Here is a 15,593-nt window from a genome sequence, read left to right on the forward strand (position 1 = left end):
CACAGGGAGCAACCGGAATGGGTTCGGTTCGCGTAGCCATCGTCGGTGTGGGCAACTGCGCCGCGTCGCTGGTTCAGGGAGTCGAGTACTACAAGGACGCCGACCCGGCGTCCAAGGTCCCCGGCCTGATGCACGTCCAGTTCGGCGACTACCACGTCCGTGACGTCGAGTTCGTCGCCGCCTTCGACGTCGACGCGAAGAAGGTCGGCCTCGACCTCGCGGACGCCATCGGCGCCTCCGAGAACAACACCATCAAGATCTGCGACGTGCCCACCTCCGGTGTCACCGTCCAGCGCGGCCACACCCTCGACGGTCTCGGCAAGTACTACCGCCAGACCATCGAGGAGTCGGACGCCGAGCCCGTCGACGTCGTCCAGGTCCTCAAGGACAAGCAGGTCGACGTGCTCGTCTGCTACCTGCCCGTGGGCTCCGAGGACGCGGCGAAGTTCTACGCCCAGTGCGCCATCGACGCCAAGGTCGCCTTCGTCAACGCCCTTCCGGTCTTCATCGCCGGCACCAAGGAGTGGGCGGACAAGTTCACTGAGGCGGGCGTCCCGATCGTCGGTGACGACATCAAGTCGCAGGTCGGCGCCACCATCACGCACCGTGTCATGGCGAAGCTGTTCGAGGACCGGGGCGTCATCCTGGACCGCACGATGCAGCTGAACGTCGGCGGCAACATGGACTTCAAGAACATGCTCGAGCGCGAGCGCCTGGAGTCCAAGAAGATCTCCAAGACGCAGGCCGTCACCTCCCAGATCCCCGACCGGGACCTCGGCGAGAAGAACGTCCACATCGGCCCGTCCGACTACGTCGCCTGGCTGGACGACCGCAAGTGGGCCTACGTCCGCCTCGAGGGCCGCGCCTTCGGTGACGTCCCGCTGAACCTGGAGTACAAGCTCGAGGTCTGGGACTCCCCGAACTCCGCGGGTGTCATCATCGACGCTCTGCGCGCCGCGAAGATCGCCAAGGACCGCGGCATCGGCGGCCCGATCCTGTCGGCCTCCAGCTACTTCATGAAGTCCCCGCCGGTCCAGTACTTCGACGACGAGGCCCGCGAGAACGTCGAGAAGTTCATCAAGGGTGAGGTCGAGCGCTAAGCGCCGGCACAACCGCTCCTGCCAGGGCGTCGAGGGTCCCCGGGTTGCCCGCCCGGGGACCCTCCCCGTATGTGAGGCTGTGCCCCATGGCCGTCGTCCGTGATCTGCGCACTCTGCTGCGCTTCGCGAACTTCCGGCGCCTGCTTGCCGTACGCCTGCTCTCCCAGGGCGCCGACGGCGTCTACCAGGTCGCACTCGCCGCCTACGTCGTCTTCTCGCCGGAGAAACAGACCTCGGCCACCGCGATCGCCTCCGCCATGGCGGTCCTGCTGCTCCCGTACTCCCTGGTGGGCCCCTTCGCAGGCGTCCTCCTGGACCGCTGGCGCCGCCGCCAGGTCTTCCTCTACGGCAACCTGCTGCGCGCCCTGCTGGCGTCGGCGACAGCCGTCCTGATCCTCAGTCACGCCCCGGAGTGGCTCTTCTACACCTCCGCGCTGTGCGTGACCGCGGTCAACCGCTTCGTCCTCGCGGGACTCTCCGCCGCACTGCCGCGCGTCGTCGACGCCGAGCGCCTGGTGATGGCCAACTCCCTTTCCCCGACTGCCGGTACGCTCGCCGCGACCGCGGGCGGCGGTCTCGCCTTCGTCGTACGGCTGGTGGTGGCGGACTCCGACGCCGCCGTGGTCCTGCTGGGCGCCTTCCTGTACCTGTGCGCGGCGCTCGCATCGCTGCGCCTGGCACCGGAACTGCTGGGCCCGGAGGCCGAGTTGGTGCAGCCGAGACTGGTCACGGCCATCACCGGCACGGCCCGCGACCTGACGGCAGGTGTACGACACCTCGCCGCACCGCCGCGCCGGGAGGCCGCCTGGGCACTCGTCACGATGACCCTGATGCGGTTCTGCTACGGCGCGCTGCTGGTCATGCTGTTGATGCTGTGCCGGTACACGTTCGCCTCGACCACGGACGACGGACTGCGTCTGCTGGGGCTGGCGTTGGGGACTTCCGCCGCCGGCTTCTTCGCGGCGGCCGTGGTGACGCCCTGGGGTGCGGGACGCCTAGGGCCGGGCCGCTGGATCGTGGTGTGCGCCGCGGCGGCCGCCGTCCTGGAACCTGCCCTCGGTCTTCCGTTCGCCACCGCTCCGATGCTGGTCGCGACACTCGTCCTCGGCCTCACCACCCAGGGCGCGAAGATCGCGACAGACACGCTCGTGCAGTCCTCGGTGGACGACGGCTTCCGGGGCCGGATCTTCTCCGTCTACGACGTCCTGTTCAACGTCGCCTTCGTCGGCGCCGCGGCGGTGGCCGCGCTGATGCTGCCACCGGACGGCCGCTCCGTGCCGCTGGTGGTCACAGTCGCCGTGGTCTACGGGGTGGTTGCTGGGGCTATGGCCCGCTTTGAACGCCGGTAAGTGTCACATCAAGGCCACAGAGTCCCTTCTGGTCACAGAAGTGTCAGTGGCAGCCGATAACTTACCGGGGTCTTACGCGGCTCTTATGCAGTCCGCTCACCAACTCTTCGGGGGGACCTTCAAGTGACCACTCCGCCCCAGGGCCAGAACCCTTTCGCACAGGGTCAGCAGCCCTACGGCCAGCCCCAGGGCCAGGCACCGTACCCGCCTCAGGGCTCGGCACCTTATCCGCCCCAGGGCGGCTACCCGCAGCAGCCGGGTCAGCCCGGGTTCCCCCAGCAGGCCACCGCGCCGTACGCGCCGATTCCTCCGCAGCGGCCGAAGCGCGGCATCAAGCAGTACCTGCGTATCGGGGTGGTCATTGTGGCCCTCATAGCCGCCGGAGTCGGCTACTTCGCGAGCCGCCATGACCCCGACACCGCCAAGGTCGGCGACTGCATGAGCATCAGCAACCCGGAGAGCACCACCGACCCGGGCCTGAAGGTCGTGGACTGCAGCAGTCCGAAGGCCAAGTACAAGGTCGCCCAGAAGAAGAGCGACGACTCCGGCTGTGACCGCAACAAGTACGCCGAGTACACGGAGACCGGCAGGACCGACTTGACCCTCTGTCTCACGCCGTACTCCGCCAAGTAGCAGGGGGTCGCCCGCGCGCTCGGGGCGGTGTTTCACGTGAAACACCGCCCCTGCCGCGCATCTCGGGGGTCATGTTTCACGTGAAACATGACCCCGTTTCACGGCCTCAGCTCTGCCCAGCCCACCATTCCTTGAGCGCCGACACCGCCGCATCGTGCTCCATCGGCCCGTTCTCCAGTCGCAGCTCCAGCAGGAACTTGTACGCCTGACCGATGGCCGGTCCCGGGCCGATCCCCAGGATCTCCATGATCTGATTGCCGTCGAGGTCGGGACGGATCGCGTCCAGTTCCTCCTGCTCCTGGAGCTGGGCGATGCGCTCCTCCAGCCCGTCGTACGCCCGCGACAGCGCCGCCGCCTTGCGCTTGTTCCGCGTCGTGCAGTCCGAGCGCGTCAGCTTGTGGAGGCGGTCGAGGAGAGGACCGGCGTCACGGACATAGCGGCGGACCGCCGAGTCCGTCCACTCGCCGGTGCCATAGCCATGGAAACGCAGGTGGAGTTCGACCAGACGCGAGACGTCCTTCACCAGCTCGTTGGAGTACTTGAGAGCCGTCATACGCTTCCTGGTCATCTTCGCCCCGACCACCTCGTGGTGATGGAACGAGACCCGGCCGTCCTGCTCGAAGCGGCGAGTGCGCGGCTTGCCGATGTCGTGCAGCAGCGCCGCCAGGCGGAGAGTCAGGTCCGGACCGTTCTCTTCCAGCGCGATCGCCTGCTCAAGGACGATCAGCGTGTGCTCGTAGACGTCCTTGTGCCGATGGTGCTCGTCACGTTCCAGCCGCAGGGCCGGCAGCTCCGGGAGCACATGGTCCGCGAGACCGGTCTCGACCAACAGCGTCAAACCCTTGCGCGGGTTCGCGGAGAGGATCAGCTTGTTCAGCTCGTCCCGTACCCGCTCGGCCGAGACGATCTCGATGCGGCCGGCCATCTCCTCCATGGCCGTCACGACCTCGGGAGCCACTTCGAAGTCGAGCTGCGCGGCGAAGCGTGCGGCCCGCATCATCCGCAGGGGATCGTCGGAGAAGGAGGCCTCAGGAGTGCCCGGGGTGCGCAGGACACGCGCAGCGAGGTCCTCCCGTCCGCCGTGCGGGTCGATGAACTTCTTCTCCGGAAGCGCGAGGGCCATCGCGTTGACGGTGAAGTCGCGCCGGACGAGGTCTTCCTCGATGGAGTCGCCGTACGACACCTCGGGCTTGCGCGAGGTCCGGTCGTAGGCCTCCGACCGGTAAGTCGTCACCTCGATCTGGAAGCCGTCCTTCTGAGCGCCGACCGTCCCGAAGGCGATGCCCACCTCCCACACGGCGTCCGCCCACGGACGGACGATCTTGAGGACGTCCTCGGGACGGGCGTCGGTCGTGAAGTCGAGGTCGTTGCCGAGCCGGCCCAGCAGCGCGTCCCGGACCGAGCCGCCGACCAGGGCGAGCGAGAACCCGGCCTCCTGGAAACGGCGGGCGAGGTCCTCGGCGACAGGATCCACCCGCAGCGGTTCACTCGGCACGCGGTGCGGCTCCTGACTCGGGGCACTGAGGTTGGCTTCGTTGACGTTCGGCACAACAGAAGAGGGTACGTGGCCCGGGCGCCCGCAAGCGCCTCCATTAAACGTCCACGAACACTTCAGTAGAGAGGTGCACAAACCCTGCTCTTGGGCGTACAGGTCGCACTTCTCTTTATACGTGCAGATAAAGGACAGGTCGGCGCCGGCTCCCGATCTTGTGCGGCAGTCCGCGGCACTTCCCCTCAGCGGGCATCGTTACCATGCGTGGACGCACATTCCGACGACCACTGACGACGACGAGGGACGGACGAGCGCGTGGCCGAGGCGGCAGACTTCCAGGGGACGATTCCCTCACCTGCCCGCCGGTGGCTGCGGCGCACCGGAGCACTGCTCGCTGGAGCGCCTCTGCTGGCCGGTCTCCTCCAGCTGCCCTCCGCGGCTTCCGCGAACGCGGCTGGTCAGACCGCCGCGCAGGACGCCTCAGGTTCGGGCTCGGTGTCCGTCGCCCTCGACTCGCTCAGCCCCGAGGTCCCCACGGACGGGGACACGCTGACCGTGTCGGGCACCGTGACCAACAACGGCAAGCAGACGGTCACCGGCGCCCACGTGGGACTGCGCGTGGGCCCTGAACTGAACACGCGCTCGGCCGTCGCGGACGTCGCCCAGGACAGTGACAGCCTCCAGGGCGCGACCGGCTCGGAGATCGGCGGCAAGTACGTCGAGAAGTTCTCCCAGCTCACTCCGGGGGTCGCCGAGCCCTTCAGCATCTCGGTGCCGGTCGACAAGCTGAACCTCGATGACGACGGGGTCTACCAGTTCGCCGTCTCGCTGTCCGGCCAGACTGCCGCGCAGCAGTGGGACCAGGTCCTCGGAATCCAGCGGACCTTCCTGCCCTGGCAGCCCGACGAGGCCGGCACCAAGACGAAGACGACCTTTCTGTGGCCGCTGGTGTCCACCGTCCACATGACGGCGGAGACAGGCTCGAACGAGCAGCAGACACCGGTCTTCCTCAATGACGACCTCGCCAAGGAGATCTCTCCGGGCGGCCGCCTGGACGAGATGCTGTCCCTGGGCGAGAGCCTCGACGTCACCTGGGTGATCGACCCGGATCTGCTGGCCTCGGTCGACGCGATGACCCGCAGCTATCGGGTCCGGGCCGCCGGCAACACCACCACGGCGGGCACGCACCAGGCGGTCGCCAAGCAGTGGCTCGCCGAGCTGCAGAAGGCGGTGGCTGACAAGGAGGTCGTCGCGCTGCCCTTCGCCGACCCGGACCTCGCCTCCCTCGCCCACAACGGCACGAGCGTGACCGGTTCCCTCAGCCACCTCAAGGAGGCCACGGACGTCGTCGCCAACACGGTGGAGCCGATCCTCCACGTGAAACCGAGCACGGACTTCGCCTGGCCCGTGGACGGCGCCGTCGACCCGTCGATCGTGAAGGTCGCCACCTCCGCCGGCGCCGACCAGGTCATCGCGCGCAGCGACAGCCTCCAGGAGACCGGCGGCCTGTCCTACACCCCCTCCGCGGCACGCCCGATCGGCGGCGGCACCACGGCGGTGGTCGCGGACGCCCGCCTGTCGGAAGCGTTCGAGGGCGACCTCACGACGGCCTCCGACAGCACGCTCGCCGTGCAGCAGTTCCTGGCCCAGAGCCTGGCGCTCAACCTCCAGACGAACAAGCAGCGCAGCATCGTCGTCGCTCCGCAGCGCATGCCCACCACCCACCAGGCCCAGGCCATGGCCGACGCACTGTCGGCCCTCGAGGGCGGCAACTGGTCCGAGGTCCAGAAGCTCACGGCGGCCGCGCATGCCAAACCGGACCCGGGTGCCACGACGAAGGTGCCGTCGACGTCCGCGTATCCGTCCTCCCTGCGCAAGCAGGAGCTGCCGCGCTCGGCCTTCGAGGAGATCGCGACCACACAGGACGAACTCGACAACTTCAAGGTGATCCTCAGCGACGAGTCTCGCGTGGTGACCCCCTTCGGGCGGGCCATGAACCGCGGGATGTCCACGTCGTGGCGGGGCAACGCGGCCGCCGCGGCGAGCTTCCGCAACGACGTCGACAACCACCTCACCGATCTCACCGGCCAGGTCAAGCTGATCGACAAGTCCGACACCAAGCTCTCCGGGCGCAGCGCCACCATCCCCGTGACCGTCCAGAACAACCTGGTACAGGGTGTCCAGCACCTGACGCTGCGCCTCACCTCGACGAGCCCCACCCGCCTCCAGATCGGCGGCCACGCCTACCAGGAACAGCCCGTCACGGTCTCCGGCGGGCACAGCCAGACGGTGAAGTTCACCACGACGGCCAAGGCCAACGGCCAGGCCACGGTGGTCGCCCAGCTGTACACGGAGGACGGCCAGGAATACGGCCACGCCGTCACCTTCGACGTCAAGGTCACCGAGTTCACGGCCACCGTGATGCTGGTCATCGGCGGCGGCTTCCTCCTGCTCGTCCTCGCCGGCTTCCGGATGTACACGCAGCGCAAGCGCGCGGCTGCCCGTGAGGCCGAGGAGGGCGGTCCCGACGAGGCCGGCGAGCCCGCCGAGGACCCGAAGAACCCCGAGGGTCCCGAAGACCGTCTCAAGGAGGAGTCCGGCACCGACGCCCGGGCAGACGACCCTGAGCAGCAGAGTGACCCGACACCGGACACCGCACCGGAAAGCACCGACCCGTCCGGCACGGGTGAGAGAGTGGACCGTTGAGGATGTCGTGGCCGGTGGGCCCGGGACGATGAGGTGGGGTAACCATGAACGCGCCGTACGACGGTGACCGCGGCCAGGCCGCGGGCAGCTCGGGCCCCCCCGAGGGCCCGCTGCCCGAGCACGGCCAGGTACCGCCGCAGCCCCCCGCGGACGCGTACCTCCAGGACGCCTACGACCAGGACCCCTACCGGGCGCAGGACCTCTCCGCGCAGGACCCCGTCGCCGAGGCCCTGTACGACCGTGCCGCCCACCCCCCGCCGCCCCCGGGGGCCTACCAGCCGCAGCAACCGCTGTACTCCCAGCCCCCTCAGTCCCCGCACGCCCCCGACTCCCGTGTCTGGGCCCAGACACCGGCGCCGGAACCGGACGGGCCGAGCCAGTACCTGCCGTACGGCGACGACCCCCGCACCACCCAGTACGTGGGCGTCGACGACCTGGTCACCCGGGCGGGCGAGGAGCGCCACGAGCCGGACGCCTTCGCGCATCTCTTCCGGGACCAGCAGCAGAACGGCGGATACCCTCCGTCGGATCCCCCGTCCGTGCCTGGTCCGGCGGCCGCACCGGGAGCGTCCTCGCCGTCCCCGCAGCACCAGGCTCCGGCGGCGCCCACGCCCGCGACCGACCAGACCATGAACCTCGGCACCACGCCGCCCGCAGCTCCGGTGCCCTCCGCAGCTCCTGTGGCCCCGGCGAAGAAGGGCGGGGGCCTGCTCAAGTCGAGCGCCGTGATGGCCGCGGGCACGATGGTCTCCCGCCTCACCGGCTTCATCCGCTCCGCACTGATCGTCTCGGCGCTGGGTGTCGGTCTGCTCGGTGACACCTTCCAGGTCGCCTACCAGCTGCCCACGATGATCTACATCCTGACCGTCGGCGGCGGCCTCAACTCGGTGTTCGTGCCACAGCTCGTCCGTGCCATGAAAGAGGACGAGGACGGTGGTGAGGCCTACGCCAACCGTCTGCTGACCCTGGTCATGGTGGCGCTGGGCGCCCTCACGGTCCTCGCGGTCCTCGGGGCGCCGCTCCTGATCCGCCTGCTGTCGGACTCGGTGGCCAGCGACCCTGCGGCCAACGAGGTGGGCGTCACCTTCGTCCGCTACTTCCTGCCCTCGATCTTCTTCATGGGCGTCCATGTGGTGATGGGCCAGATCCTCAACGCCCGTGGGAAGTTCGGCGCCATGATGTGGACGCCGGTCCTGAACAACATCGTCATCATCGTGACTCTCGGCATGTTCATGTGGGTGTACGGCACAGCGGCCGACTCCGGCATGAAGGTCACGAACATCCCGCCGGACGGCCAGCGGCTCCTCGGTATCGGTGTGCTGCTCGGTCTCGTCGTCCAGGCGCTGGCGATGATCCCGTATCTGCGCGAGACCGGGTTCCGGCTGCGGCTGCGGTTCGACTGGCGGGGCCACGGCCTCGGCAAGGCCGTGACGCTCGCCAAGTGGACCGTCCTGTTCGTCCTCGCCAACCAGGCCGGCGCGATCGTCGTCTCACAGCTGTCCACCTCGGCCGGCAAGGCCTCACCCGTCGACGGCACCGGCTTCGCCGCCTACGCCAACGCCCAGCTGATCTGGGGCCTGCCACAGGCCATCATCACCGTCTCCCTGATGGCCGCCCTGCTGCCGCGCATCTCGCGCTCGGCGGCGGAGGACGACAGCGGCGCCGTCCGCGACGACATCTCCCAGGGCCTGCGCACCACGGCCGTCGCCATCGTGCCGATCGCCTTCGGCTTCCTCGCCCTCGGCATCCCGATGTGCACGCTGATCTTCGGCTCCTCCGGCATCAGCGAGGCCACCAACATGGGCTTCATGCTGATGGCGTTCGCCCTTGGCCTGATCCCGTACTCCGTGCAGTACGTCGTCCTGCGGGCGTTCTACGCCTACGAGGACACCCGGACACCCTTCTACAACACGGTCATCGTGGCCGCGGTCAACGCCGGCGCCTCCGCGCTGTGTTATGTCGCCCTGCCGCCCCGCTGGGCCGTGGCCGGCATGGCCGCCTCGTACGGCCTCGCGTACGCGATCGGTGTCGGCGTCGCCTGGAACCGGCTGCGCAAGCGGCTCGGCGGCGACCTGGACGGCGCCCGCGTCCTGCGGACGTACGCCAGGCTCTGCATCGCCTCGGTGCCCGCAGCGGCCCTCAGCGGCGCCGCCTGCTACGAGATCGGCCACACGCTCGGCCAGGGCGTCCTCGGCTCCCTCGCGGCCCTGCTGGCAGGCGGCGCGGTGCTGCTCGGGATCTTCTTCCTGGCCGCCCGAAAGATGCGCATCGAGGAGCTGAATTCACTGGTCGGCATGGTCCGCGGGCGTCTGGGGCGCTGACACAGGGGTACGCGCACAACCATCGTCCGCCACCGCGTGTCGTGCATAGCGGCGGACTGTGGGCACAATTGGTTTCGGCGTCGGACAGCGCGCACGGGTGTTGGCCGGCGCGCATTGAATGGGGAGGCAGGAACGACGGTGGCGGAACGGAGCACGGCTGCCGTCGACGTGGCAGACAACAGCGGCGACGAACCGCTGACCGCGGAGGCGGACCAGTCCACGGCCGACGGGGTGGCCCAGAATCGGGAGCGGGACACGGAGATCGACGAGGCACAGGGGAGTGGCGGGACGGAAGGTCCCGGGAAGGCCTCACCGCCCGAGCTGCACAGTGGCCACAAACTCGCCAGACGGTACCGGCTCGAGGAGTGCGTCACCCGTCTGGACGGATTCAGCAGTTGGCGTGCCGTGGACGAGAAGCTTCGCCGTGCCGTCGGGGTCCACATCCTGCCCGCGGACCATTCACGGGCACGTTCGGTGCTGGCCGCGGCCCGCTCCTCGGCTCTGCTCGGTGATCCCCGCTTCGTCCAGGTGCTGGACGCGGTCGAGGAGAACGACCTCGTCTACGTCGTCCACGAGTGGCTGCCCGACGCCGCCGAGCTGACCACGCTGCTCGCCTCCGGTCCGCTGGAGCCGCACGACGCCTACCAGATGGTCAGTCAGATCGCTTCCGCAATGGCGGCAGCCCACCGCGAGGGCCTGGCCCATCTGCGGCTGAACCCCAACGCCGTGCTGCGTACCTCCAGCGGCCAGTGGCGCATCCGTGGCCTCGCCGTGAACGCCGCGCTGCGCGGCATCAATTCGGACACCCCGCAGCGCACCGATACGGAGTCCGTCGGCGCGCTCCTGTACGCGGGGCTCACCCAGCGCTGGCCGTACGAGAACGACGCGTACGGTCTGGCCGGCCTGCCCAAGGACGTCGGTCTGATCGCACCCGACCAGGTGCGGGCCGGTGTCCACCGCGGTCTGTCCGAGCTGGCCATGCGCGCACTCGCCAACGACGGGGCGACCGCCTCCCGCCATGAATCCCCCTGCACCACGCCGGAGGAACTGGTGAAGGCGATCGGTGAGATGCCCCGCATCCGCCCGCCGGAGCCCGCGTTCACCGCGCCGCCGGAGTACCAGCGCACCACGTATCAACAGGGCACGTACGGCCGCCCGGCACCGCATCCCGGTGTCACCCAGCCGGTTCCGGCTCCTCCGGCCCCTTTGCAGAGCCGCACCGGCAAGGCCCTGAAGTGGGCCGTGTCGGCCCTCCTCATCGCGGCCCTGGGCCTCGGCAGCTGGCAGCTCGCGGACGCGCTCATGGACAACAACAAATCCGACGACACGAACAAGACGCAGACGAACGACGGGGGCGACAAGAACAACGCACCCAAGCCGACCAAGACCCTCCAGATCCAGCAGGCCCAGGAGTACGTCGCCAAGGGTGACGCCCAGCACCCCAACGACGTCGACAAGACGTACGACAACAAGAGCTCCACGTACTGGCGCACCGCCAGCTACAAGGACGGCCCGGACATGAAACCGGCCTTCAAGCCCGGTGTCGGCATCGTCTACGACTTCGGCTCGGAGCAGGAGGTCTCCGCCGCTTCGATAGGGCTCCTGTTCGGCGGCGATCACACGACGGTCACGCTCTACGCGACGGACTCCATGAGTTCCTCGGTTCCGCTGACTTCGATGACGAAACTGGGATCCGTGACGACCTCCGGCACGTCTGCCAAGGTGACCGTCGCCAAGCCGGTGAAGAGCCGGTACGTACTGGTGTGGTTCACGGCACTGCCCTATGCGCCGGGGGACTCGTACAGCGACCCGGGCTACAAGCAGGCCGTGACGGACCTGAAGTTCACCGGCTGAAAGCCCACCGCATCCCAGGGGAGGGGGTCCGATGGCAGATGACACCGCATACGGCGACACAAGCGATCAGGATCTCCTGGCCCGCCATGTAGAGGGCGACCCGGACGCCTTCGGCGAGCTTGTGCGGCGTCATCGTGACCGGCTGTGGGCGGTGGCCCTGCGGACGCTGGGGGACCGCGAGGAGGCCGCTGACGCCGTCCAGGACGCCCTGGTGTCCGCCTACCGGGCCGCCCACACCTTCCGGGGCCAGTCGGCGGTCACGACGTGGCTGCACCGGATCACGGTGAACGCCTGCCTCGACCGCGCCCGCAAGGCCGCCTCACGCAAGACCTCCCCGGTCGACGACACCGAGCGGCTGGAGCAACTGCTCGAGCCGCACGAGGAGGCATCGGCCCCCGCAGAGCGCAACGACCTGCACCGGCAGCTGCTGGAGGCCCTCGGCACCTTGCCGCCCGACCAGCGCGCCGCCCTCGTCCTGGTGGACATGCAGGGATACCCGGTCGCCGAAGCCGCCCGCGTGCTCGATGTCCCCACCGGCACGGTGAAGAGCCGCTGCGCCCGCGGCAGAGCCAGACTCCTGCCGCTCCTCACCCATCTCCGGCCGGAAAACGCCGGTGGCCCCGAGGAACAGGGCGAGGGACGGAACCGGACCCAGGGGACATCCGTCCCACCGGCAGCGGGACCGCCGACTGCCGGTCCACGCGACAGAGGGCCGGATACCGGGCCAAGCGATTCAGCTGCTGTGAAGGGCGGAGGTGGGCGAGCGTGACATCCACGACGGACATGGCCGGACACCCGGACGTCGCCGAGATCTCCGACCTCACCGAGGGTCTCCTTCCGCCCTCCCGGACTGCCGACGTACGACGGCACCTGGACGAGTGCGAGCTCTGCGCTGACGTCTACGCATCGCTGGACGAGATCCGCGGGCTGCTCGGTTCGGTGCCGGGTCCCACCCGCATGCCCGCCGATGTCGCAGGCCGGATCGACGCCGCTCTCGCGGCCGAGGCTCTGCTCAACGCGACGGCACCCGATGGGACGGGCACCCCGGCGCTCGTCGGTGCGTCCCGTGTCGTGGACGACGCCGGTGACAGCGTGCGCGTTTCACGTGAAACATCGGCAACGGCAGACCGTCCCACAGGACATTCCCATGCCTCCACCACCGGACCGGGTCGTAAGCAGCGCAAGCGGGGCGGCCGCCGCAGGATCGCCGTCCTGGGCACCGTCTTCACAGTCGCCGCACTGGGCTTCAGTTCCGTCCTGCTGACATCACTGAACGACGGGAAGCCGCCCGCTTCCGAAGCACGGGGCGGCAAGTCCGCCGCCCCGGACACCTTCTCGGAGGCCACGCTGCAGGGCCAGGTCAGCGGTCTCCTCAAGAGCCAGGGTTCGGGCAGCGGCTCCCATGCTCCGCACAGTCTTGGTGTGGAGGGCGGGAGCAACCAGCCCAAGATCTTCAAGGAGCCCACGGTCCCGGACTGTGTGCGCAACGGCATCGGGCGCACCGACCCGGCACTCGCGGCGAAGGAAGGGAGGTACAAGGGCATGAACGTCCTGCTCGTGGTCATGTCCGACACCTCCGCCAGTAACAAGGTGACCGCATACATCGTGGATGCGAGCTGTGTGAGCCATGCGTCCGCCGCCAAGGCGAGGGTTCTCCTGATGCACTCCTACGCCCGTCCCTGAACGCCCAGGCTTCCTCTCCGTCATGCGTGGTATCCCGTACGGTGTCGCGCCTCCGTGTGCCCGGACACAGTGGGAATGCGCGCCCCTTAGGATCCGTTGGGTGGGGTGAGAGTTCTGAGAGGGGCTCCCCCGGTCCGACGACGCAGTCCAGAGACGAGGAAACAAGCCGTGAGCGACGTCCGTAACGTGATCATCATCGGCTCCGGGCCCGCCGGCTACACGGCGGCGCTCTACACCGCGCGCGCGTCGCTGAAGCCGCTCGTGTTCGAGGGCGCCGTCACCGCCGGTGGCGCGCTGATGAACACCACCGACGTGGAGAACTTCCCCGGCTTCCGGGACGGCATCATGGGCCCCGAGCTCATGGACAACATGCGCGCCCAGGCCGAGCGTTTCGGTGCCGAGCTCGTCCCGGACGACATCGTCTCCGTCGACCTCACCGGTGAGATCAAGACCGTCACCGACACCGCCGGCACGGTGCACAGGGCAAAGGCTGTCATCGTCACCACCGGCTCCCAGCACCGCAAGCTGGGCCTGCCGAACGAGGACGCCCTCTCCGGCCGAGGTGTCTCCTGGTGTGCCACCTGTGACGGCTTCTTCTTCAAGGACCAGGACATCGCCGTGATCGGCGGCGGCGACACCGCGATGGAGGAGGCAACCTTCCTCTCCCGCTTCGCCAAGTCCGTGACGATCGTCCACCGCCGGGACACCCTGCGCGCCTCCAAGGCGATGCAGGAGCGCGCCTTCGCCGACCCGAAGGTCAAGTTCGTATGGGACAGCGAAGTCGCCGAGATCCAGGGCGACCCCAAGCTCTCGGGCCTGAAGCTGCGCAACCTCAAGACCGGCGAGCTCTCCGACCTGGCGGTCACCGGGCTGTTCATCGCGATCGGCCACGACCCGCGCACCGAACTCTTCAAGGGCCAGCTCGACCTCGACGAGGAGGGCTACCTCAAGGTCGCCGCTCCCTCCACCCGCACCAACCTGACCGGTGTCTTCGCCGCCGGTGACGTGGTCGACCACACCTACCGTCAGGCGATCACTGCCGCCGGTACCGGCTGCTCCGCCGCGCTCGACGCCGAGCGCTTCCTCGCTGCCCTTGCGGACGAGGAGCAGGCCGAGCCCGAGAAGACCTCTGTCTGACCTCCATCCGCCCCACGCATCAACCAGTTAAGGAGCCCGCCGTGGCCGGCACCCTGAAGAATGTGACCGACGACTCCTTCGAGCAGGACGTCCTCAAGAGCGACAAGCCCGTACTGGTGGACTTCTGGGCCGCTTGGTGCGGGCCCTGCCGCCAGATCGCGCCGTCTCTCGAGGCGATTGCCGCCGAGTACGGCGACAAGATCGAGGTCGTCAAGCTCAACATCGATGAGAACCCGGGTACGGCCGCCAAGTACGGCGTCATGTCCATCCCGACGCTGAACGTCTACCAGGGTGGCGAGGTCGCCAAGACCATCGTCGGTGCGAAGCCGAAGGCCGCGATCGTCCGCGACCTCGAGGACTTCATCGCCGAGTAGTCGGCAAAGCCGTCGAGTCGGCGGTGGATGTTTCACGTGAAACACGAATGGGCCAACCCGGAAGGGTCGGCCCATTCGCTTGTCCGGATGCCTTTCACAGCGGTCTCAGCACCGGCTCCTTCTGCACGGCCCCCAGCAGCCGGTCGAGCGCCATCTCCACGTCTTCCTTCCAGGACAGTGTCGTCCGCAGCTCCAGCCTCAGACGCGGGTAAGTCGGATGAGGGCGGACCGTCTTGAAGCCCACGGCCAGAAGATGGTCGGCCGGCAGGACGCACGCGGGCTCCTTCCACCGTGCGTCCCCGAACGCCTCGATTGCCTTGAAGCCCCGCCGGAGCAGATCCTTCGCGACCGTCTGGACCATGACCCGTCCGAGCCCCTGCCCCTGATAGCCCGGCATGAGGAACGCGGTCATCAACTGCACTGCGTCGGACGAAACGGGACTCGTGGGGAAAGCCGTAGAGCGCGGAACGTAGGCCGGAGGGGCGTACAGGACGAAGCCCACCGGTACATCGTCGACGTAGACGACCCGACCGCAGGACCCCCAGTCCAGCAGGACCGCCGAGATCCACGCTTCCTTCTCCAGGGCGGACGTGCCCACTTTTACCGCGGCCTCACCGCTGACTGGGTCCAACTCCCAGAAGACACACGCGCGACAGCGGTTGGGAAGGTCCTGAAGGTTGTCCAGCGTGAGCGGTACGAGCCGACGCCCCATGAAGCCTGTTCCTCGCTTCCTTCGCCCGCAGCGTCGCGGGCGGCTGTCAGAGCGCTCCGTTCCCTCAGCAGGCTGCCGACGAAGCCGCCGACCGCGCCCAGTCCGAGACCTGCGCTCACCAGTCCGGTGCGGCTCATCGTTCGCATGGCCCCTGCCTCCCTCTCAGAGGTACTGCCAGGTGGATGCGCCATACCCAAACGCATCGTATCCACGAAGCGATTCCATCGATACT

The 15,593-nt window shown here is 68.5% G+C and carries 12 protein-coding genes; 10 read left to right on the plus strand and 2 right to left on the minus strand.

Features of this window, described 5'->3' with window-relative positions; all coding sequences use genetic code 11:
• Positions 1 to 17: 17 nt before the first annotated feature.
• From ACIBW9_RS13330 to ACIBW9_RS13340, 3 genes are all read left to right on the plus strand, one after another.
• Positions 18 to 1,100, plus strand: a complete 1,083-nt coding sequence (locus ACIBW9_RS13330; protein WP_351473029.1) for an inositol-3-phosphate synthase — start codon at positions 18 to 20, stop codon at positions 1,098 to 1,100.
• 86 nt (positions 1,101 to 1,186) lie between these two features.
• On the plus strand, positions 1,187 to 2,449 hold the full coding sequence (locus ACIBW9_RS13335) for an MFS transporter (protein WP_398954369.1): 1,263 nt from the start codon (positions 1,187 to 1,189) through the stop codon (positions 2,447 to 2,449).
• Positions 2,450 to 2,572: 123 nt separating this feature from the next.
• Positions 2,573 to 3,082: a hypothetical protein gene (locus ACIBW9_RS13340; protein ID WP_398954372.1), complete on the plus strand. Its 510-nt coding sequence runs from the start codon at positions 2,573 to 2,575 to the stop codon at positions 3,080 to 3,082.
• A gap of 106 nt (positions 3,083 to 3,188) precedes the next feature.
• Here ACIBW9_RS13340 and ACIBW9_RS13345 read toward each other — a convergent pair whose 3' ends face one another.
• Positions 3,189 to 4,631: a CCA tRNA nucleotidyltransferase gene (locus ACIBW9_RS13345; protein WP_398954374.1), complete on the minus strand. Its 1,443-nt coding sequence runs from the start codon at positions 4,629 to 4,631 to the stop codon at positions 3,189 to 3,191.
• A gap of 258 nt (positions 4,632 to 4,889) precedes the next feature.
• Here ACIBW9_RS13345 and ACIBW9_RS13350 point away from each other — a divergent pair, with 258 nt between their 5' ends.
• From ACIBW9_RS13350 to trxA, 7 genes are all read left to right on the plus strand, one after another.
• Positions 4,890 to 7,280 carry a DUF6049 family protein gene (locus tag ACIBW9_RS13350; protein WP_398954377.1) on the plus strand — a complete coding sequence of 797 codons (2,391 nt, stop codon included), beginning with the start codon at positions 4,890 to 4,892 and terminating at the stop codon, positions 7,278 to 7,280.
• A gap of 44 nt (positions 7,281 to 7,324) precedes the next feature.
• The gene (gene murJ, locus ACIBW9_RS13355; protein ID WP_398954378.1) at positions 7,325 to 9,601 is read left to right on the plus strand and encodes a murein biosynthesis integral membrane protein MurJ; all 2,277 of its coding nucleotides are present in this window, start codon (positions 7,325 to 7,327) and stop codon (positions 9,599 to 9,601) included.
• A 138-nt stretch (positions 9,602 to 9,739) separates the two neighbouring features.
• The gene (locus ACIBW9_RS13360) at positions 9,740 to 11,455 is read left to right on the plus strand and encodes a serine/threonine protein kinase (RefSeq protein ID WP_398954380.1); all 1,716 of its coding nucleotides are present in this window, start codon (positions 9,740 to 9,742) and stop codon (positions 11,453 to 11,455) included.
• 31 nt (positions 11,456 to 11,486) lie between these two features.
• Positions 11,487 to 12,224: an RNA polymerase sigma factor SigM gene (sigM, locus tag ACIBW9_RS13365; RefSeq protein WP_398954382.1), complete on the plus strand. Its 738-nt coding sequence runs from the start codon at positions 11,487 to 11,489 to the stop codon at positions 12,222 to 12,224.
• The gene (locus ACIBW9_RS13370; RefSeq protein WP_398954384.1) at positions 12,221 to 13,138 is read left to right on the plus strand and encodes an anti-sigma factor family protein; all 918 of its coding nucleotides are present in this window, start codon (positions 12,221 to 12,223) and stop codon (positions 13,136 to 13,138) included. Before sigM ends, ACIBW9_RS13370 begins: the two co-directional genes overlap by 4 nt.
• A gap of 168 nt (positions 13,139 to 13,306) precedes the next feature.
• A complete protein-coding gene (gene trxB / locus ACIBW9_RS13375) occupies positions 13,307 to 14,275 on the plus strand; it encodes a thioredoxin-disulfide reductase (RefSeq protein ID WP_398954386.1) in 969 nt (322 codons plus the stop codon).
• A gap of 41 nt (positions 14,276 to 14,316) precedes the next feature.
• Complete coding sequence (gene trxA / locus ACIBW9_RS13380) at positions 14,317 to 14,649, plus strand: thioredoxin (RefSeq protein WP_003991504.1); 333 nt, start codon at positions 14,317 to 14,319, stop codon at positions 14,647 to 14,649.
• Positions 14,650 to 14,743: 94 nt separating this feature from the next.
• On the opposite strand, the gene ACIBW9_RS13385 is transcribed toward trxA, so the two are convergent.
• Positions 14,744 to 15,361 carry a GNAT family N-acetyltransferase gene (locus ACIBW9_RS13385; RefSeq protein ID WP_398954388.1) on the minus strand — a complete coding sequence of 206 codons (618 nt, stop codon included), beginning with the start codon at positions 15,359 to 15,361 and terminating at the stop codon, positions 14,744 to 14,746.
• Positions 15,362 to 15,593 lie beyond the last annotated feature (232 nt).

Source organism: Streptomyces sp. NPDC049541 (assembly GCF_044465725.1).
Lineage (GTDB): Bacteria > Actinomycetota > Actinomycetes > Streptomycetales > Streptomycetaceae > Streptomyces.

Bases quoted from the DNA above. Each gene is read 5' to 3' on its own strand.
- ACIBW9_RS13330 (WP_351473029.1), top strand. From the start codon at position 18: ATGGGTTCGGTTCGCGTAGCCATCGTCGGTGTGGGCAACTGCGCCGCG.
- ACIBW9_RS13335 (WP_398954369.1), top strand. From the start codon at position 1,187: ATGGCCGTCGTCCGTGATCTGCGCACTCTGCTGCGCTTCGCGAACTTC.
- murJ (WP_398954378.1), top strand. From the start codon at position 7,325: ATGAACGCGCCGTACGACGGTGACCGCGGCCAGGCCGCGGGCAGCTCG.
- sigM (WP_398954382.1), top strand. From the start codon at position 11,487: ATGGCAGATGACACCGCATACGGCGACACAAGCGATCAGGATCTCCTG.
- ACIBW9_RS13385 (WP_398954388.1), bottom strand. From the start codon at position 15,361: ATGGGGCGTCGGCTCGTACCGCTCACGCTGGACAACCTTCAGGACCTT.